Source organism: Bordetella tumbae (assembly GCF_965139195.1).
GTDB lineage: Bacteria > Pseudomonadota > Gammaproteobacteria > Burkholderiales > Burkholderiaceae_B > Bordetella_A > Bordetella_A tumbae.
Window position 1 is genome coordinate 655,670 of the sequence record NZ_CBCSJH010000001.1, and the last position, 18,482, is coordinate 674,151.

Sequence of the window (18,482 nt, forward strand, 5' to 3'; positions counted from 1 at the left end):
GAAGCGCCGCGATGCTGCACCTTGCCGAATATCGCCAACGCCCGGCCTTGCTGGCTGACTGGTTGCCGTGGGCAGGACTGGTCGCGCCAGGCGTGGTGCTGAACAAGGATGGTTCCTTTCAGCGCACGGCGCGGTTTCGCGGGCCGGACCTGGACAGTGCCACCCAAGGCGAGCTGATCGCCACGACCGCGCGCCTGAACAATGCGCTGCGCCGACTCGGCGCGGGCTGGGCCTTGTATGTCGAGGCCGATCGCCGACCGGCCGCGGATTACCCGCATTCGAACTTCCCGGAGCCCTTATCCTGGCTGGTGGATGAGGAGCGCCGCGCCACCTTCGCCGAATCCGGCCACCATTTCGAGAGCGGCTACCACCTCACGCTGCATTACCTGCCGCCGGAAGAATCGCGGGCGCGCGCCGCCAAACTGCTGTACGAAAACACGCCGACTCAGGGCGTCGATTGGCGCGAACGCCTCAATGCCTTCATCGCCGAAACCGACCGCATCTTCGACCTGCTCGATGGGGTGATGCCGGAAATCGACTGGCTCGACGATGCGCAAACCCTGTGCTATCTGCACGCGACCGTCTCGACGCGCCGCTATCCCTTGCGAGTGCCGGACGTGCCATTTCACCTGGACTCGCTGCTGGCTGACCAGGTCTTGATTGGGGGCCTGGCGCCGATGCTGGGCGATGCGCACCTGCGCGTGGTGACGGTGCGGGGATTTCCAACCTCGACTTGGCCGGGGATTCTGGACGACCTCAATCGGCTGGGTTTTGCCTACCGCTGGAGCACACGCTTTTTGTGCATGGACAAGTCAGAGGCCGAAAAGGAGCTGGGCCGCTTGCGCCGGCAGTGGTTCGCCAAGCGCAAGAACGTGTTGGCGCTCCTGCGCGAAACGATCTTCCAGCAGGAGTCCCCGCTGGTCGATACCGATGCCAGCAATAAGGCCTCCGACGCGGACGCGGCCATGCAGGAGCTGGGCAGCGATCAAGTCGCCTTAGGCTTCGTCACGGCAACCGTCACGGTGCTGGACGCCGACGCTGATACGGCAGACGAAAAACTGCGCATGGTGGAACGGGCGATTCAGGGCAGGGGATTCGTGACCATTCCGGAAACCCTCAATGCGGTTGATGCCTGGTTGTCCTCGATTCCGGGCAATGCCTACGCCAATGTGCGTCAGCCCATTGTTTCGACCTTGAATCTGGCGCACCTGATGCCGGTGTCGGCGGTCTGGGCGGGTCCGGAGAAAAACGCCCATCTGGAAGGTCCACCGTTGATCGTCACTCGAACTGAAGGGGCGACGCCGTTCCGGCTGGTGACGCATGTCGGCGATGTCGGCCACACCCTGATCGCCGGCCCGACAGGCATGGGCAAGTCGGTCTTGCTGGCGACCTTGGCCATGCAGTTCCGCCGCTATCCCGGCTCGCGTATTTTCGCCTTCGACATGGGCCGGTCGATGCGTGCCACGGCGCTGGGGCTGGGCGGCGAGCATTACGACCTGGGCGCGGATGGCAGCATTGCCTTCCAGCCGCTGGCGCGCATCGACCAGGCGGGGTATCGCACCTGGGCCGCCGAATGGGTGGAGGGGCGTCTCGCGCACGAAGGCATCACGGTGGGTCCGGATGAAAAGGCGACGGTCTGGTCAGCGCTGGGCAGTCTGGCCGGCGCGCCGGTGGAGCAGCGCACCATGACCGGTCTATCGGTGTTGCTGCAATCCAATGCCTTGCGCCAGGCCTTGGCACCCTATGTGCTGGGGGGGGCACACGGCAAGCTACTGGACGCCGACCACGACCGGCTGGGCATGGCCGACGTCCAGTGCTTCGAGATGGAAGAACTGATGCATAGCCGCGCCGCCGTGCTGGCGGTGCTGGGCTATCTGTTCGCCCGCTTCGAGGAACGCTTCGATGGCGCGCCGACCCTCTTGATCCTCGACGAGTCCTGGCTGTTTCTGGACGATCCGGTCTTTGCCGCACGCATTCGCCAGTGGCTCAAGACGCTGCGCAAGAAAAACGTCAGCGTCATTTTTGCCACGCAGTCGCTGGCGGACATCAAGGATTCGAGCATCGCGCCGGCCATCATCGAAAGCTGCGCCAGCCGCATCTTCTTGCCCAATCCACAAGCTACCGAACCTCAGATTCGCACGATCTATGAAGGTTTTGGCCTCAATAGCCGGCAAATCGAAATCGTCGCCACTGCCCAGCCCAAGCGCGACTACTACTACCAGTCCCGCGCCGGCAATCGCCTGTTCGACCTTGATCTCGGGCCGGTCACCCTGGCGTTTGCCGGAGCTTCGACCCCGCAAGACCAACGTGACATCGACCGGGTGCTGGCACAGGCCGGCGCGCCAGGTTTTGCCGGTGCCTGGCTGCGCCATCGCGGTCTGGACTGGGCGGCCGACCTGCTGCCGTCCGCGCCGTCGGCCGCGTCCTTTCTCGCTTCCCAACTGCAGGAGATTTCCTCATGAAAACGCGCGTGCTTTCCGCGACGCTTGCCGCCGCACTGTCTCTTTCGCTGCTTGTTGCGCAACCGGCAACAGCCATCACCGTGTTCGATCCGTCGAATTTCGTGCAGAACACGCTGACCGCCGTGCGCACGCTGGAGCAGATCAACAACCAGATCAACCAGCTGCAGAACGAAGCCCAGATGCTGATGAACCAGGCGCGCAATCTGGCTTCGCTGGACTTCAACATCGTCAATCGGCTGCGCACCACGCTCGCCAACACCGAGCGCCTGATCGGAGAGGCACAAGGGCTGGCCTACGACGTGCAGACGATGGATGCCACGTTCTCGCGCCTTTACCCGGAGCAGTATGCCGCCACCATCAGTGGCAACCGCATGGCGCAGGATGCCCGCGAGCGCTGGCAGAACACCTTGAATAGCCTGCATACAGCGATGCGGATGCAGGCGCAGGTGTCGCAGAATCTGATCCAGGATGAAAGCGCGCTGGCTGACCTCGTGAGCCAGAGCCAGTCAGCTACCGGCGCGCTGCAAGCCCAGCAGGTAACCAACCAACTTCTGGCCTTGCAGGCCAAGCAGTCCATCCAGGCCCAGCAGCTCCAGATCACGCAAGATCGCGCGGCATCACTGGAGTTGGCGCGTCAGGCGGCAGCTACCGAGCGCGCCCGCGAGGTACGGCGACGTTTCCTGGGCACGGGAACGCCTTACACGCCGCAGACCGTCAATTTCTACAACCACTGACGGAGGCAGCCATGCGATGCGCTTGCCTCCTGCTGGCTGTGCTGTTGGCCGCGTGCGACCAATCGACAGATGTACAGCAGGGCAAGAACCTGATTGACGCCTTGGCCGCCGATCCTGTGCGGCTCAAGGCGCTGCGCACGCAATGCGCAGCCGATCAGCCGGCGGTAGGTCAAGACGCTTGCCGTGCAGCAGCCGAGGCTTTTCGGCGATGCTTCTTCGCCGGTGACACCGGGCCGGATGAATATGACTCGCTGGCTGAACTGCCACCGATTCCAGCCAGTTTTGATGTGCCCGTCGATGATGTGCCAGAGGATGGTGCCTCGCTCATTTCTCCGGAGGTCACGCCATGAACGACGTGACCATCATTGACCGATTTCTCGATACGTTCTCGCGCTATATCGACTCCGGTTTTGGGTTGCTGCAAGGCGAAGTAGCGTTTCTGACAGCCACGCTCATTGTCATCGACATGACTATCGCGGGCCTGTACTGGGCCATGAGCCATGCTACAGGCCAAGGCGAGGACGTGATCGCCAAGCTGCTGCGCAAGGTGCTCTATGTCGGCGCCTTCGCCTACATCCTCAACAATTTCAACTGGCTGGCCGGCATCGTCTTTCGTTCCTTCGCCGGTCTGGGCCTGGCTGCCACTGGCTCCACCCTGACGATGGACAACTTCCTGAAACCGGGCCGGCTGGCAAAAACCGGTATCGATGCGGCCGCGCCGATCCTGGAGCAGATCGGCGACATGGCCGGCTTTCCCGAAGTCTTCGTGAACCTCGACCCCATCGTGGTGATGTTCCTCGCCTGGTTGGTCGTCATTCTCTGCTTCTTCATATTGGCGGTACAGCTTTTCATCACGCTGATCGAGTTCAAACTCACCACGCTTGCGGGCTTCGTACTGGTGCCGTTCGCGCTGTGGAACAAAACTTCATTCTTGGCCGAGAAAGTTTTGGGGAATGTGGTGTCCTCGGGCGTCAAGGTTCTGGTGCTGGCGGTCATCGTCGGCATTGGCTCGGGCCTGTTTGCAGATTTCCAGGTGCATCCCAGCGAGGCTTCCATCGACCACGCGTTGGTGCTGATGCTGGCCTCGCTCGCCTTGTTGGCGCTTGGCATCTTTGGCCCCGGCATCGCTACGGGTCTCGTCTCTGGCGCGCCGCAGCTGGGCGTGGGTGCCATGGCGGGTGCGGCGGTTGGCGCCGCTGGCACAGCCGTGGCGATCGGCGCGGCGGCAACAGGTGTGGGTGCCGCCGTGGCGGCGGGTGCGCGCATGGCCCCGGCAGCGGCAAAGATGGCAGCCGGCGGCGTGCGTGCCGCGACCTCGGCCGCGAGCGGTGCACGTTCGGCCGCCCAGGCCGGTTCCGCTGCGGCGGGTGGAGCGGCGGCAAATAGTGCCAACGCAGCACAGCCGGGTTGGGCTAAGCGTATGCATCGCCGCCAGCAGATGACCCATGCCGCCACGACTGCCGCACACACATTGCGTGGCGGCGATGGCGGCGCTTCGACACAAGGTCCGAGCCTGGGACAGAAAGATGAATGAGCGATTCTGAGGAGAGACCGATATGCGATTCAAGCGACCGCAGGTGCGCTACGCCAACACCCCACAACCCACCACGCCATACCAAGCCGCAGCACAAGCCTGGGACGAGCGCATCGGTTCGGCCCGCGTGCAGGCGAAAAACTGGCGGTTGATGGCGTTCGGTTGTCTTGTTCTGGCGCTATTGATGGCCGGCGGCTTGGTGTGGCGTTCGGCGCAATCCATCGTCACGCCTTATGTGGTGGAAGTGGACCGGACCGGTCAGGTGCGCGCCGTCGGCGAAGCCGCCACGCCATACCAGCCGGGTGATGCGCAGATCGCCTTCCACCTTGCGCATTTCATCACCTTGGTGCGTTCGCTCTCCATCGACCCCATCGTGGTGCGGCAGAACTGGCTGGATGCCTATGACTACACCACCGATCGCGGTGCGTCTGTGCTCAATGACTACGCCAGCAAGAACGATCCTTTCGCCCGCGTCGGCAAGGAGTCGGTCACGGTGCAGATCACCAGCGTCGTGCGCGCCAGCGATGCCTCGTTCAACGTGCGCTGGACCGAGCAGCGTTTCATCAATGGCGCGACGGCTGGCACCGAGCGCTGGAACGCGGTGATTTCGACCGTGCTGCAAACCCCGCGCACCGAGCAGCGCGTGCGCAAGAACCCGTTGGGCATCTACGTCAATGGTCTGTCGTGGAGCCGCGAACTGGATGCGACCGAAGGAGCCAAGCCATGAAATATTCCAATCCGTCTCTGCGTCTTTGTGCTTTTACGCTGATCGCAACGGTCCTGTCCGGCTGCGCGTCACAGGGCAAGCCGCCGCCGCGTATCTCGCTCGATGAGCCGGTGCAGGCCCAGCCGTTGCCCGAGCCGCCCAAGCCGGTGGCAGTGGTCGAAGTGCCGACGGTGCTGCCGATGCCGGACCAGATGAAACCGCTGCCGGAGGCAGATAACGCCAAACTCGCGCCGGAGCCCGCCGACGAAACCGTGCGCGTCTCGCGTGCGAATGCCGAGGCGCGCATCGCACCCACGCGAGATGGCTACGTCAATGCCATTCAGGTCTGGCCATTCACTGACGGCGCGCTGTATCAGGTCTATGCCGCGCCGGGCCGGGTGACCGTGATTTCGCTCCAGCCCGGCGAGGAGCTGGTGACCGTCGCCGCTGGCGATACCGTGCGCTGGATCGTCGGCGATACATCCAGCGGCGCCGGCATTGATCTACGCGTCAACGTGCTGGTCAAACCGATTCGCTCGGGGCTGAAAACCAACCTGGTCATCACCACCAGCCGGCGCACCTACCTGATCGAGCTGACCTCGACCGCCAAGGCCTGGATGGCCTCGGTTTCGTGGGAATACCCCAAAGACCAGATCCTCGCCTTGCAACGCCAAGACCAGGCTGCGCAGGCCGCAACGCCTGTCGATGTCGGCCTAGCACTGGAAAACATCCGTTTCCGCTATGCGCTCAGTGGCAACAATCCGCCGTGGAAACCGCTACGCGCTTTCGACGATGGCCAGAAGGTCTATATCCAGTTCCCGCCGGGCATCGCCCAAGGCGAACTGCCGCCATTGTTCGTGATCGGCGCGCAGGGTGACGGCCAGCTCGTGAATTACCGCTTCCGCCCGCCGTATTACATAGTGGACCGCTTGTTCGGCGCGGCCGAGCTGCGCCTGGGCGGGGAGGGCGGTGACGTGGTGCGCATCGAGCGCACGGATGGCACGCGGGGGTACTGACCATGAGCCAGGAAGAAACCCCGGGCATGCCTATCCCAGAGGCCGCGCCCAAGATCGCGCCGGAGGACGTGACGCTGCGCGCGCAGCCGCGTCCGGTGACGCGCCTGAACCGGCGCACGTTGACGCTGCTGGCGGGCGGTCTTGCCGTTGCCGTGCTTGGCGCGACCTTGTGGTCGTTGCAGCCGAAGCGCTCACGCAGCACCGACCCGGCCGAGCTTTACAACGTGGATCGCGTGTCCAAGTCGGATGGACTGGACCAACTGCCTGCGGATTATTCCAAGCTACCCAAGGTGCCGGAACTTGGGCCACCACTGCCTGGCGATTTGGGGCCGGCCATCGTGAATGCTCAGCCTCCGGCCACGCCCAATTACGTACCGCCAGGCCAGAATGCGGCGGATGCCGAGCGTGATGCATTGCGAAAGGAGGCCGAAGCTGCCGCCAGTTCCTCGGTGTTTTTCCGATCCAGCAACCAGCGTGCCGCTGCGGTAGCGGGGCAGGCCGCTGCGGCGACGCCAACATCGGCCTTGGCCGGCTTCGATCCGCAGGCCGCTGGGCCGGCATCGGCGGCGCCACAGCCGGCCGACCCGACTGCCGTGCAGAATCGGCAAGACCAGAAAGAGGCGTTCCAGAAAGCTGGAACCACGGAAACCCGTAATTCCGGCAATCTGCAAATGCCAACCTCGCCCTATCAGGTCATGGCCGGCACGGTCATCGCGGCGGCGCTGGTGACAGGGATCAAGTCGGACCTGCCGGGCGACGTGATCGGCACGGTGACGGAGCCGGTGTACGACACCGCCACGAGCCACTATCTGCTGATTCCGCAGGGCTCACGCATCTTCGGCAAATACAACAGCCAGGTCGCTTACGGGCAGAGCAGGGTGCAGGTGGTGTGGAACCGCATCATCCTGCCGGATACGTCCTCGCTGACGCTGGACAACCTGGCCGGCACTGACCCAGCCGGCTATGCCGGCCTGGAAGATGACGTGGACTGGCATTGGAATCGGATTCTGGCTGGAGCCGTCATGACAACCCTGCTGGGCGTTGGCGCCGAACTGGCCGCACCCGAGAACCGCCAGGATGGAGATCGCGTCATCATCGCCGGGCGTGACGGCCTGCAGGACAGCGTGAACCAGGTCGGCCAGGAAATGACTCGGCGCAATCTCAACATCCAGCCTACCTTGACCGAACGACCCGGCCTGCCAGTGCGGATCATCGTCAACCGCGACTTGGTACTGCGGCCGTATCAGCCCTTGTTCTTCAATCGGGGGACTTCACGATGAGTACGCCCAAGAAGCTGCGGCTGGGGCCGTTGCCCAAGCACGAGAGTGTGAAACTTACCTTTGTCTGCCCGGCTAGCCTCAAGGCTGATCTTGATCGGTATGCGGCGCAACATGCGCAGGCCTATGGCGAGGTGGTGGATGCTGTGGCCCTGATTCCGCACATGCTGGAAGCGTTCATGTCGGCGGATCGGGGGTTCAGGAAAAGCCGGAAAGGGGAGGTGAGCCGTCTAGCCTGAGGTCTTACTGTCAAGGCACGATAATTGATTTGAATTTATGTTGATTGTCGTAGTTTGGCTACGATTTATAATTCTTGTATTAAATTGATCCATTTTTTCGGAATGGTAGAAATCGTAGGATGTCTACGGCTATGTCAAGCAAGCTAAATGCCCTTTATACCCAGTTGCCACCGGGAACACCGATGACTTCGAAGGATTTGGCGGGCTTGGGTATTTCTGCTGACTTGGCCGTCCACTATGTTCGGGCCGGTTGGCTCACGCGCCTGGGGCGTGGGGTGTTTTGCCGTCCAAATGATCCGTTGACCCTTGGTCTCTGCTTATTACTGTTGCAACGTAAATTCGAAGGCCTTCACGTCGGCGGAAAGTCGGTGCTGGACTGGTATGGTGTACGACAGTATGCATTACAGAAACCCGTGCTGCACCTGTATGGGTTGGCAGCAGCACGTCTGCCGGGTTGGTTCACTGAACGTTTTCCTGCCAACTACCACCGCAAGCGTTTGTTCGATGAACAGCCGGGGGCTTTGCTCCATGTGGGTGAGTTCCGAGAACATGACGGTAGTGGGGGGCCGAAAGTGTCTGGGCCGGAACGTGCACTGCTGGAACTGTTGAGTGAGGTGGGTGTTTGTCAGCCCTTGCAGGAAGCTCGTGAACTGGTTGAAGGTAGTCATGGCCTGCGAGCGGACGTGCTGCAGGAGCTCTTGCGATGTTGCACGAGCGTCAAGACTGTACGTCTCTGCCTCCAACTGGGTCGTGAAGTGTCGATGCCCTGGGTCGAAAAGCTCGATCCCGCTACGCTACCGACTGGAAGCAATCGGCCCTGGGTTTCCCAATCGACAGATGGCTTATTGGTGCTCAAACCATGAGTAATAGTCTCTCAATCATTGCAAATACAAAGAAGGCACGGAATGCCAGTCCCAATAATTGATCTCTTCGCGGGGCCGGGAGGGCTCGGGGAGGGATTCGCCTCGCTCAAAGGCCACAAACAACAGCCATTCTTTGAGATCGGGCTTTCGATTGAAAAGGATGAGGTCGCTCACCGGACGCTGACACTTAGAGCTGTGTTCCGGCGCTTGCGCGGCACCAAAAGTATCAGGCATTACTACAGCTATATACGAGGAGAGATTGACGAGCGCACTTTTCGCGAGATTCCCGCTGTTGCCAGTGCTTTCGAACATGCAGCCAAAGAGGCAAGGTGTCTGGAGCTTGGTAAGTCAGACGAATCCAGCATAGATGAGGAAATACAGGCTGCGCTAAAGGGGCAGAAGACCTGGGTGCTGATTGGTGGCCCCCCTTGTCAGGCCTATTCCCTGGCGGGCCGCTCTCGGCGTGTCAATGACAAGAGTTTTCATAAGGACGAAAAGCACTTTCTTTACAAGGAATACTTGAGGATCATTCGTGTGCACAGACCTACCATCTTCGTGATGGAGAACGTCAAGGGTCTACTCTCGTCGAAGCACTCTGGCGATTCAATGTTCGAGAAGATCATTGCCGATCTGTCGTCACCGGGTGAAGGGCTGGAGTATGAAATCCGGTCTTTTACCAAGTGTGGGGATGGTGAGTCGCTGAAGCCCTCGGACTACATTATCCAGGCGGAAGACTACGGGATCCCGCAGAGCCGTCATCGTGTGATTCTGCTCGGCGTAAGGAAGGGGGAAGGAGTTCCGCAGCAACAGTTGCTGATACGCAAATCGAAGCCCGCAACAGTAAGACAGGCAATCGACGAACTTCCAAGGATTCGCAGTCGACTGTCCAGGGGTGATTCGCTGGAAGCGTGGCGCAAGGCCGTTCAGTCAACCCCTGCGTACATCAAGGGGTGGGGGGTAGGAATGGAGTCCGAGATGATTGAAGCAACACGGGCCTTTGCTGCGTCAGCAACCAGTATTACCACCGGAGGAGCGTTCATCCCTCGGATATACAAACGGCCGAAGAAACCCACAGAACTTCAGCAGTGGCTGCACGACCGAAGTCTCGGCGGCGTTTGTCAGCATGAGGCACGCGCGCACATGGCCTCCGATTTGGCCCGTTACTTATTCTCGGCCACTTTTGCACATTTGAATGATTATTTTCCCCGGCTGGATATTTTTCCTCCGAAACTGTTGCCGGACCACATCAATGCGCGCGTCGTAAGCGAATCCGACACCATTCCGTTCCGTGACCGATTTCGTGTGCAATGCAGAAACGAGCCAGCAACGACAATCGTGGCACATATTGCCAAGGACGGTCACTACTACATCCATTACGATCCCTCGCAGTGTAGGAGCCTCACTGTGCGGGAGGCAGCACGTCTTCAGACGTTTCCAGACAATTATTTCTTCGCCGGTAACCGCACGGAGCAATACACCCAGGTCGGTAATGCTGTTCCTCCGTTGCTGGCGAACAAGCTGGCCAAGATCGTGCGAAGTCTGCTGAACGAGATGAACAGGAGAAAGCGTAGGCTGGGCAATGACCATGTGAACAGTAAACCGATGGACAGTTCGAGACGTAGAGTTACAGAGCAGGCTCAGGTTCCATTGCTTGCCGAGACCGACTGACCAATCATCAAGCTCTCTTCATTGCCATGCAGCCAGTCCTCAACCAGTCGTGCTGTTTCCTGGGCAGAACGCCTCATCGCGCATTCCCAGACAATGGCCACACGCCAGCCAAGAGACCGAAGTGTTTCTACATGCCGTTTGTCGCGGGCAACATTACCCTGGAACTTTTGCTGCCAGAACTCTTCGTTGGCCCGCGGAGTGGTGGTGTAGTGGCAACCCTCGTGTCGATGCCAGAAACAGCCGTGGACGAACACCACTGCTCGGTATTTAGGGAATACAAGATCTGGGGAGCCCGGCAGTTTTCTGACATGAACTCGATAGCGGAATCCTCTGGCGAAAAGAAGCGATCGCAGTGTTCGCTCCGGCAAAGTGTTCTTTCCGCGAATGCCCGACATCATTCGGCTGCGCTGAGGTGTGGTCGGAATTCGCATGGCCTTGGACACATTCAGTCTGGAGGTTTACTGCAGTAACCGGTCGCTTTGCACATCTGTCAGTTCCTTCTGCGGATGAAAAGTAACCTTAGGTAAGTTAGTATGCAGTTGGTTAGTGAGAAATAACAAAGGGAATCATGATGGCAAGGGAGTACGTACATCCCCCCAGTGCAGCCTGCCTTTCTGCCTCGATGAGAGATCTTGGGTATTCGCTCGAAACGGCCATCGCAGACCTGATCGACAATAGCATTTCTGCCGGCGCAGACAAGATCGACATTATCTGCGACGTTTCCAACAAACAGCCTGTTGTAGTCATTCTCGACAACGGCAGAGGGATGACGGAGTGTGAGCTGCTGGCTGCGATGCGTCATGGAACCGACAATCCCCGTCGGGATCGCTCACCAAAGGATCTCGGACGCTTTGGTCTTGGATTGAAAACAGCGTCTTTCTCTCAATGCCGTTCCCTGACGGTGGTCAGCGCAAGCAATGCTTCCGTCTCTGGTGCCGAATGGAATCTGGATCGCATTGATGCTGCAGACGATTGGATTCTGAGTCTGCTTGACGAAAGTGATATCGAGGTCTTGCCTTACGTCGATCGTCTTGATAAGCAGGGGACAGCAGTCATCTGGCGAGAGCTTGACCGCTTGCTGGAAGACGAAACTGGAGAGCGTGGGCAGGAGATAGTCAATGAGAAACTTGAGGCGGTGGGGCGACATCTTGCACTCGTCTTTCATCGTTTCCTTTCGGGCGAGGTCAAGGGGCATTCCAAAATCGCGCTGACCGTAAATGGTCACCCCATTACGGCATTTGATCCCTTTTGCAGAAAGAATCCAGCCACCCAGGTACTTCCGGAGGAAATCGTCCGCATTGGTGACACAGAGGTACGGCTGCAACCCTATGTCTTGCCACATCACAGCCGTCTTTCCGCGTCCGAGTATGACTACTATCAGGATCGCAGCGACTTCATCTCCAACCAGGGCGGCTATGTCTATCGAAGCGGACGTCTGATGGCGTGGGGAGATTGGTTCCGGTTGGTGCCAAAGGGGGAAGCCACCAAGCTGGCGCGCGTGCAGATCGATTTTCCAAATAGTCTAGACGAAGCTTGGACAATCGATATCAAGAAGTCCCGAGCGCGTCCACCACATGCGGTGCGTGAACGCCTGCGTCAGATCATCGCCAAAATAACCAACCGTAGCGTGACGGTACATCGAGGGCGAGGTCAGAAGCTATTTCAGGAGAATCAGGCGCCGTTCTGGGAGCGTTATGCAGACCATGGCGGTATTCGGTTCGCGATCAATGAACAGCATCCAATCGTCGAGTCCCTGGCAAGAAAGCTTTCGCCTGAGGATGTAGACCTGCTTCGAACATTGCTTGATTCAGTTGCTGCCTCGTTGCCAGTCGAGATGATTTATTCCGACTATTCAACTCATCCACGTGAGATCAATCAGCGGCCGGGGGATGAAAACGAAACCATGGAACGCCTGAGGAGTTTGCGTCAGGCTCTGTATGGAGACGGGCCGGGTGATGCGAAGGCCTTTCTTCAGATCGTGCGCTCCACGCACCTTTTCGATGGTCAGATCGAACTGACCGAAAAATTCATCAGTGAGGCCTTTGCATGAGCATTACAGCCATGACCGAAGAACGGAACATTGCCAACGCACTCATTTCGGGTCTGGCCAATATGGCGGAACCGCCAACCCGTGAACAGGTGGAGGAAAAGGCAATACAGATTGCGGGAATCTTTGGTTATACGGGGGATCTTCGTAATATCGTCACGGAGGCGATGGAGTCAGTTGTGACCCGCATGGGGGCTGGGGTATCACTGGTTGATGTCAATGCGAAGCATGATGATCAATGGATTCACAAGCGAGATGACATTGATTGGACCTATGCCGAGGCATACGAGGAATTCCTGCGAAACGAGGGTTGGCCACCTCAGATGGTTCAGTCTCTGGGCGATGTGACGGGCCGCATTCTTGGCCATCTTCAGGATCCGTTGAGCGAAGGCACGAGCTGGAACCGTCGAGGCTTGGTCATTGGTCATGTGCAATCAGGAAAGACGGCCAATTACACGGGGCTGATAGCCCGTGCAGCGGATGCCGGTTACAAGTTCATCATTGTCATTGCTGGCATTCACAATAATCTCCGCAGACAAACGCAGCAACGTATCGATGAGGCTTTCATCGGACGATCGAGTGATCCAGAGGATCGCCGCAAAATTGGCGTCGGTCTTGATCCAGGTTATCCCGGTGCGGCGACACTCACCAACATCAACGAAGACTTCAACAAGAATACAGCAGCCAAGAGCGGTTGGAAGATAAACGACTTCAGCAAGCCGATCATCCTGATCATCAAGAAGAACGTCACGACGCTCACGGCTCTGCACAAATGGTTGAAGGAACTGAACGCTGAAGGGAATGACCGTATTTCCGATGTGCCCATGCTGTTGATTGATGACGAGGCGGACAACGCATCGATCAACACGAACAAGGAGGACCTGGACCCGACCCGGACGAATGCGATGATTCGCCGCATCCTGGGGCTGTTCGCAAAGTCCTGTTATGTAGGATATACCGCTACTCCTTTCGCCAACATCTTTATTAATCCGGACGCGTATGGAGATGATGTCAGGGAAGAGCTTTTTCCTCGTGACTTCATCTATTGCCTGGATGCACCTACCACCTATTTCGGTGCGGAGAAGGTGTTCCTCGACGAAGCGACAAGCGAGTCGATCGTCAGGCCAATCGATGATTGCGAGGATCTGATCCCTTATTCGCATAGGCGCGACGATCCAATCCCAGAGTTGCCACCCAGTCTCTATCGAGCCCTTGACACATTCGTCGTCGCTCGCGCCATCCGGAACTTGCGTGGACAGGCAAGAAAGCATTGCTCGATGATGGTCAATGTCTCGCGCTTTGTGCCGATACAAAAGGCTGTGCGCGACTTTCTGAGCCTCAGGGAGAAGAAGATCAGGGAGGCGGTGCTGGCCAACTATGCGATGCCGGAAGAGGTTTCTTCAAGAAACATGTACATGCAAGGTCTGAAAGAAGCCTTCTATACCGAATATGCAGATGCTGGTGTTACTTGGGAAGAGGTGAAAGTCGGTCTTAACGGTGTCTTCGAAAACCTTCACCTGTATGTGATCAACAGCAAGAGTGACGAGGTGCTTGATTACAGCCGGTACGAGAAGGAAGGCATTGGGCTGACAGCAGTTGCCGTTGGCGGTCTGAGTCTTTCGCGAGGTTTGACGATCGAGGGGTTGACCGTCAGCTACATGTACCGTAATACGAAGATGTACGACACGCTCATGCAGATGGGGCGCTGGTTTGGTTACCGGCCTGGATTTGAGGATCTCTGCCGAGTCCATTTGTCACGCGATTCCATCAACTGGTATTCCCACATTGCCGAAGCAGCGGAAGAGCTTGTCCAACAGGTAAAGCGCATGCGGCGAGATCGCCTCAGTCCGGAAGATTTTGGTTTTTACGTGCGCTCGCATCCAGACAGTTTGCTGATCACGGCTGCAAACAAGATGCGATCCGGCAAGGAAGTCACCGTAGAGCAGAGTTTCAGTGGGCGACTGCGTGAAAGCTATATTGTCCCCATAGATCCAGATGTAAATGCCAAGAACTTTGCACTGATCGCTGACTATTGGCGGAGTGGCTTTGGCGGGCAACAGGAGAAGGCTACCGATAAAGGTGTGATCTTCAGAGATGTCCGAGTCGAGGTGATCGGTGATTTCCTCACACGCTTCGAATGTCATGCGAAGTTTTCAGGAATGAAATCGGATGTAGTGAGCTATCTTGAACGGATTGCAGCGAAGCATCCGCTGGCAGATGTCCTGCTGATTTCTCCGAAGGGAGGGTCGGGTGGGGAAGCTCCATTCGCTTTGAAGAATCAGGAGCGCGTCGTCGGGATCGGTCAACCGGACGGTAGCGCATGGCGTCTGAACAAAGACAGAGTCGCTTCGCGTGGTGATGAGAAGCTAGGGCTCAGTGATCCCCAACTTGCTGAGGCGAAGGCAGAGGCTGATCGTGACGATAAGTCAGGAGCTGTGTCCGACACCCATTACCGCATGGCGAGGAAAAGGCCACTCCTCATGATTCACAGTCTGGAACCCAAGGGCGATGCAGTGACGGGGCCGATTGCTGCCTTTGGCATGAGTTTCCCTTATGGAGACTATTTGACGACCATTAAGGTCGTTGTGAACAAGGTTTGGCTTGAGCAGATGCAGGGCTATAACGATGATCCCGATCAAGAGGAGGATCACGATGACTGAGTCTTCTCCTTGGGATGAAATCGCTGTTCCCAGTAAGGACTTCAATGTCCGTCAGGTTGCAGTGACTACGGCCGTCCCTTGCTTCTGGGGACGCGATGCCGGTGGCTCTTGTCTGTTCATTGTAGAACTACAGGGTGATCATACAGAACAGTATCGGAAGAACATGGTCACGGCAAAAGGCATTGACGTCGATCTTCGTGCAGGTGGCACTGGGGAGCAACACTTGGTTCTTGCTCTTGAAAAACAGGTGGATCGTGATCTTTTCGCGGGTCTGTGCCGTACTCTGGTATCGGCTCTGGAGCACTCCACCGATTCGGCGAGTTCTCTGGCAGTTTCGCTGGTGCATATCCGTCGTTGGAAGACTTTCCTCTCGGGCCGGAGTCAGCATCTTTCCATCGAGGCCGTTCGAGGCCTTTTTGCTGAACTTATTTTTCTGTTGGAACTGGTCGAACAGGGAATGTCTATTCATGAAGCAGTGGATGCCTGGCTTGGTCCGGAACGGTCGCATCAGGATTTCATCTTCGGCAATACGGCTGTCGAGGTTAAATCCCTATCTGGCGCTGAACGCAGCAGTATCCGCATTTCATCGGAAGACCAGCTTGAATCCCTGAACGATGCGTTGTTCTTGCGCGTGTACCGCCTAAGCAGTTTGGCTGGCGCCGAAGGGGCTCGGTCTCTCAACGAGATTATCACTGCAGTCCAGGCCCTGCTCGACGAAGCCGAGGCCGCCGAGGCCTTTGATCGAAAGCTGATGGCGCACGGTTATGCGCCTCTTCCTGAGTATGATGAGCCGCGCTTTGTCGTCAGTGACGTGCGCAGCTATCGAATCAATGACGGCTTTCCGTGTCTCATGCGATCTCAGCTGCCGCCAGGGATCGCCAACGTTGCCTATGACATAAGGCTGGAAGCGATTGCTGAATACGAGTGTGACGGGGCGGTTATTTTCGGAGGAGAGTGATGGAGCAGACCAGCGAAGAGTTCTTCCACGACTTTCGGCAGGAACTGCTGGCGGGGGCCGAGGCCAATGGCAGGTTTCAACTCGACGAGTTCATGGAAACCATCGCTGCAGAACTTGTCGAAACAGGCTTTACGGAAGGCTTCGAACTTTGTCATTTTCGGGCGTTACGCGGAGTGCGTGTGGACGGCTATTGGTTCAATGATGAGGGCGCCCTGGACCTCTTCATCGCAGATTTTGAGTCCCGCAACGAACTGATGTCCCTGACAAGGACAGACGTGGATGCGGCATTCAAGCGCGTTGCCAACTTCTTCGACGCGAGTATCGACAGAAATTTGGCCGACGATCTGGAAGTCACGTCGCCGGAATATGGCCTTGCCAAACAGATTGACGATCGCAGAGGTTCTTTCAGTTCGCTCAACCTTATTCTTTTCTCGGAGCGTACGCTCAGCGGGGCGGTGCAGAGCCTTCCAGATGGAGAGGTTGCTGGTGTTCCCACGAGTTATCACGTATGGGATATTTCACGACTTCAGCGTCAGCGAAGCTCACGCAGTCACAAGGAACCACTCGATCTCGACTTCGAGCAGATGTTCGGGCAAGGCATCGCCTGCCTTCCTGCTCACTTGACAACCGATGCCTACCAGTCCTATCTCATGGTCATGCCAGCAGATGTGCTGGCAACCTTGTACGGAAGTTTCGGAGCGCGCCTGCTGGAACAGAATGTCCGGACATTCCTGCAGGCTCGCGGTAATGTAAACCAGGGTATACGGGCAACGATCCTGAACGATCCAGGAATGTTCTTCGCCTACAACAACGGAATTACGGCCACTGCGCAGAGTGTAGAGACAGAGGAAACGGATTCCGGTCTGGCGATTACAAAGATTGTCGATCTTCAGATCGTCAATGGTGGACAGACAACCGCATCCTTATTTCACACGAGAAAGCGAGACAAGGCTGACCTTTCCCAGATATTTGTTCAGATGAAGCTGTCCGTCATCAACAGCCAGCAAAGCGAGATGGTTGTGCCGAAGATATCGGAGTATGCGAACACCCAGAATCGAGTGAATGCTGCCGACTTCTTTTCGAATCATCCATTCCATGTTCGGATGGAGGGGTTTTCGAGACGCATCTGGGCACCGGCACAAAAGGGATCCCCACGTGAAACTCGTTGGTTCTACGAACGCGCACGTGGCCAGTATGCTGATGCACAGTCAAAACTCACCTCGGCAGAACAGAAGCGCTTCAAGGTCGAGCATCCCAAACCTCAGATGTTCACCAAGACGGATCTCGCGAAATTCGAGAATGTCTGGGATGAGCATCCAAGATGGGTAAATCTAGGCTCCCAGAAGAACTTTGCACGCTACGCCGCCCGAATTGGTGCCGAGTGGGAGAAATCGTCCGATGGTTTCAATGAGTTCTATTTTAAGAGAGCTGTCGCTCGTGGTCTGATCTTCCGAGCCACGGAACGTATCGTGTCCGCGCAGCCTTGGTACAGCGGCGGGTATCGGGCAAACATCGTGGCCTATACCTTGGCGGTACTCGGCGATATTGCGAAGCGTGAAAAGCAGAGTATCGATTTCCTAGAAATATGGAAGGCGCAGATGGTCGATTCTGTACTAGAGAGTACTATCGCTGTGGTGTCGAAGGTGGTGAACGATGACATCATCAGCCCACCTCATGGGATCTCCAATATTTCGGAGTGGTGTAAGAAGGAAGCGTGCTGGACGAGGATACAGTCGCGTGCCGAAGCCATCGCGGATATCCTTCCGAAGGAATTCTACGATCAACTCGTTTCGTACGAAGAGCAGATTGCGACAGTGCGGTCCGCGAAGCAAACCCAGCGGATCGACAATGGCATCGAGACGCAAAGGAAAGTGCTGACTGTGCCAGCAAACGAATGGGCTCGCATTTACCAAGCTCTTCTAGACAGAGAGTTTCTTACACCCAAGGAAGCTGGGATTTTCAAGGTGGCAATGCAGATTCCTGTAAAAGTACCTACTGAGAAGCAATGTGCAGTTCTTCTCGACGTGCTCGACAGAGGACGCACGGCAGGTGTTCTTGTTGAGAAGTGATAATGCCGCCATGTAATTCGTGGGACTGGGCCAAGATATGTGTGTTCGCTGCAAGTCATATGTCCAGATGGAGGGTGAACGGTTCAAGGTGAGTAATAAGCGTGACGAAGGAGCGCTTCTTGATGATCGAGCGGCCCGGTGCCTATTCTCAGCAAGGTTCGATACCAACGCTCAAGTGAATAGTATGGTGAACAGACTGTTTTGAAAAATATTGTTACCATGCCTGATATAATCGTGCGAAAACATCAA

Annotated in this window: 15 protein-coding genes; 14 read left to right on the forward strand and 1 reads right to left on the reverse strand. The window is 57.5% G+C overall.

All coding sequences use genetic code 11. From position 1 onward, the window contains the following. Nucleotides 1-11: 11 nt before the first annotated feature. The 10 genes from trbE to ACNA0J_RS03200 all read left to right on the forward strand — a co-directional run bounded on the left by trbE (nt 12) and on the right by ACNA0J_RS03200 (nt 10,499). Entirely contained in the window at nt 12-2,462 is a 2,451-nt protein-coding gene (gene trbE, locus ACNA0J_RS03155; protein WP_415816280.1) for a conjugal transfer protein TrbE, read from the forward strand. After that, a complete protein-coding gene (gene trbJ, locus ACNA0J_RS03160) occupies nt 2,459-3,196 on the forward strand; it encodes a P-type conjugative transfer protein TrbJ (protein WP_415816282.1) in 738 nt (245 codons plus the stop codon). Before trbE ends, trbJ begins: the two co-directional genes overlap by 4 nt. A gap of 11 nt (nt 3,197-3,207) precedes the next feature. Then, complete coding sequence (locus ACNA0J_RS03165) at nt 3,208-3,546, forward strand: hypothetical protein (protein ID WP_415816284.1); 339 nt, start codon at nt 3,208-3,210, stop codon at nt 3,544-3,546. After that, nucleotides 3,543-4,730 carry a P-type conjugative transfer protein TrbL gene (gene trbL / locus ACNA0J_RS03170; protein ID WP_415816286.1) on the forward strand — a complete coding sequence of 396 codons (1,188 nt, stop codon included), beginning with the start codon at nt 3,543-3,545 and terminating at the stop codon, nt 4,728-4,730. Before ACNA0J_RS03165 ends, trbL begins: the two co-directional genes overlap by 4 nt. A gap of 22 nt (nt 4,731-4,752) precedes the next feature. Further along, on the forward strand, nt 4,753-5,457 hold the full coding sequence (trbF, locus tag ACNA0J_RS03175; RefSeq protein ID WP_415816288.1) for a conjugal transfer protein TrbF: 705 nt from the start codon (nt 4,753-4,755) through the stop codon (nt 5,455-5,457). After that, a complete protein-coding gene (gene trbG / locus ACNA0J_RS03180) occupies nt 5,454-6,452 on the forward strand; it encodes a P-type conjugative transfer protein TrbG (RefSeq protein WP_415816290.1) in 999 nt (332 codons plus the stop codon). The genes trbF and trbG overlap by 4 nt, the downstream gene beginning before the upstream one ends. A gap of 2 nt (nt 6,453-6,454) precedes the next feature. Next, nucleotides 6,455-7,732, forward strand: coding sequence for a TraB/TrbI/VirB10 family type IV secretion system protein (locus tag ACNA0J_RS03185; protein ID WP_415816292.1), 1,278 nt, complete (start codon nt 6,455-6,457; stop codon nt 7,730-7,732). Next, entirely contained in the window at nt 7,729-7,968 is a 240-nt protein-coding gene (locus tag ACNA0J_RS03190) for a DUF2274 domain-containing protein (protein ID WP_415816294.1), read from the forward strand. Before ACNA0J_RS03185 ends, ACNA0J_RS03190 begins: the two co-directional genes overlap by 4 nt. Nucleotides 7,969-8,087: 119 nt before the next feature. Further along, the gene (locus ACNA0J_RS03195; protein WP_415816296.1) at nt 8,088-8,831 is read left to right on the forward strand and encodes a type IV toxin-antitoxin system AbiEi family antitoxin domain-containing protein; all 744 of its coding nucleotides are present in this window, start codon (nt 8,088-8,090) and stop codon (nt 8,829-8,831) included. A gap of 42 nt (nt 8,832-8,873) precedes the next feature. Beyond that, a complete protein-coding gene (locus tag ACNA0J_RS03200; RefSeq protein ID WP_415816298.1) occupies nt 8,874-10,499 on the forward strand; it encodes a DNA cytosine methyltransferase in 1,626 nt (541 codons plus the stop codon). Here the strand turns inward: ACNA0J_RS03200 and ACNA0J_RS03205 are convergent. Next, on the reverse strand, nt 10,469-10,930 hold the full coding sequence (locus tag ACNA0J_RS03205; protein WP_415816300.1) for a very short patch repair endonuclease: 462 nt from the start codon (nt 10,928-10,930) through the stop codon (nt 10,469-10,471). The two genes, ACNA0J_RS03200 and ACNA0J_RS03205, sit on opposite strands and share 31 nt — an antisense overlap. Before the next feature lie 137 nt (nt 10,931-11,067). Here ACNA0J_RS03205 and ACNA0J_RS03210 point away from each other — a divergent pair, with 137 nt between their 5' ends. From ACNA0J_RS03210 to ACNA0J_RS03225, 4 genes are read left to right on the forward strand one after another with little or no spacing between them, the layout of a single operon-like run. After that, nucleotides 11,068-12,549: an ATP-binding protein gene (locus ACNA0J_RS03210; RefSeq protein ID WP_415816302.1), complete on the forward strand. Its 1,482-nt coding sequence runs from the start codon at nt 11,068-11,070 to the stop codon at nt 12,547-12,549. A gap of 11 nt (nt 12,550-12,560) precedes the next feature. Then, nucleotides 12,561-15,206 (forward strand): Z1 domain-containing protein, encoded by a 2,646-nt coding sequence (locus ACNA0J_RS03215; protein WP_415816304.1) that lies wholly within the window; start codon nt 12,561-12,563, stop codon nt 15,204-15,206. Next, a complete protein-coding gene (locus tag ACNA0J_RS03220; protein WP_415816306.1) occupies nt 15,199-16,164 on the forward strand; it encodes a PD-(D/E)XK motif protein in 966 nt (321 codons plus the stop codon). The genes ACNA0J_RS03215 and ACNA0J_RS03220 overlap by 8 nt, the downstream gene beginning before the upstream one ends. Beyond that, complete coding sequence (locus ACNA0J_RS03225; protein ID WP_415816308.1) at nt 16,164-18,233, forward strand: AIPR family protein; 2,070 nt, start codon at nt 16,164-16,166, stop codon at nt 18,231-18,233. The genes ACNA0J_RS03220 and ACNA0J_RS03225 overlap by 1 nt, the downstream gene beginning before the upstream one ends. Nucleotides 18,234-18,482 lie beyond the last annotated feature (249 nt).

Coding starts and splice junctions, on each gene's coding strand:
- trbL (WP_415816286.1), top strand. CDS start 3,543: ATGAACGACGTGACCATCATTGACCGATTTCTCGATACGTTCTCGCGC.
- ACNA0J_RS03185 (WP_415816292.1), top strand. CDS start 6,455: ATGAGCCAGGAAGAAACCCCGGGCATGCCTATCCCAGAGGCCGCGCCC.
- ACNA0J_RS03165 (WP_415816284.1), top strand. CDS start 3,208: ATGCGATGCGCTTGCCTCCTGCTGGCTGTGCTGTTGGCCGCGTGCGAC.
- trbE (WP_415816280.1), top strand. CDS start 12: ATGCTGCACCTTGCCGAATATCGCCAACGCCCGGCCTTGCTGGCTGAC.
- trbJ (WP_415816282.1), top strand. CDS start 2,459: ATGAAAACGCGCGTGCTTTCCGCGACGCTTGCCGCCGCACTGTCTCTT.
- ACNA0J_RS03215 (WP_415816304.1), top strand. CDS start 12,561: ATGACCGAAGAACGGAACATTGCCAACGCACTCATTTCGGGTCTGGCC.
- ACNA0J_RS03205 (WP_415816300.1), bottom strand. CDS start 10,930: ATGCGAATTCCGACCACACCTCAGCGCAGCCGAATGATGTCGGGCATT.
- ACNA0J_RS03200 (WP_415816298.1), top strand. CDS start 8,874: ATGCCAGTCCCAATAATTGATCTCTTCGCGGGGCCGGGAGGGCTCGGG.
- ACNA0J_RS03190 (WP_415816294.1), top strand. CDS start 7,729: ATGAGTACGCCCAAGAAGCTGCGGCTGGGGCCGTTGCCCAAGCACGAG.
- ACNA0J_RS03195 (WP_415816296.1), top strand. CDS start 8,088: ATGTCTACGGCTATGTCAAGCAAGCTAAATGCCCTTTATACCCAGTTG.
- ACNA0J_RS03220 (WP_415816306.1), top strand. CDS start 15,199: ATGACTGAGTCTTCTCCTTGGGATGAAATCGCTGTTCCCAGTAAGGAC.
- ACNA0J_RS03210 (WP_415816302.1), top strand. CDS start 11,068: ATGATGGCAAGGGAGTACGTACATCCCCCCAGTGCAGCCTGCCTTTCT.
- trbG (WP_415816290.1), top strand. CDS start 5,454: ATGAAATATTCCAATCCGTCTCTGCGTCTTTGTGCTTTTACGCTGATC.
- trbF (WP_415816288.1), top strand. CDS start 4,753: ATGCGATTCAAGCGACCGCAGGTGCGCTACGCCAACACCCCACAACCC.
- ACNA0J_RS03225 (WP_415816308.1), top strand. CDS start 16,164: ATGGAGCAGACCAGCGAAGAGTTCTTCCACGACTTTCGGCAGGAACTG.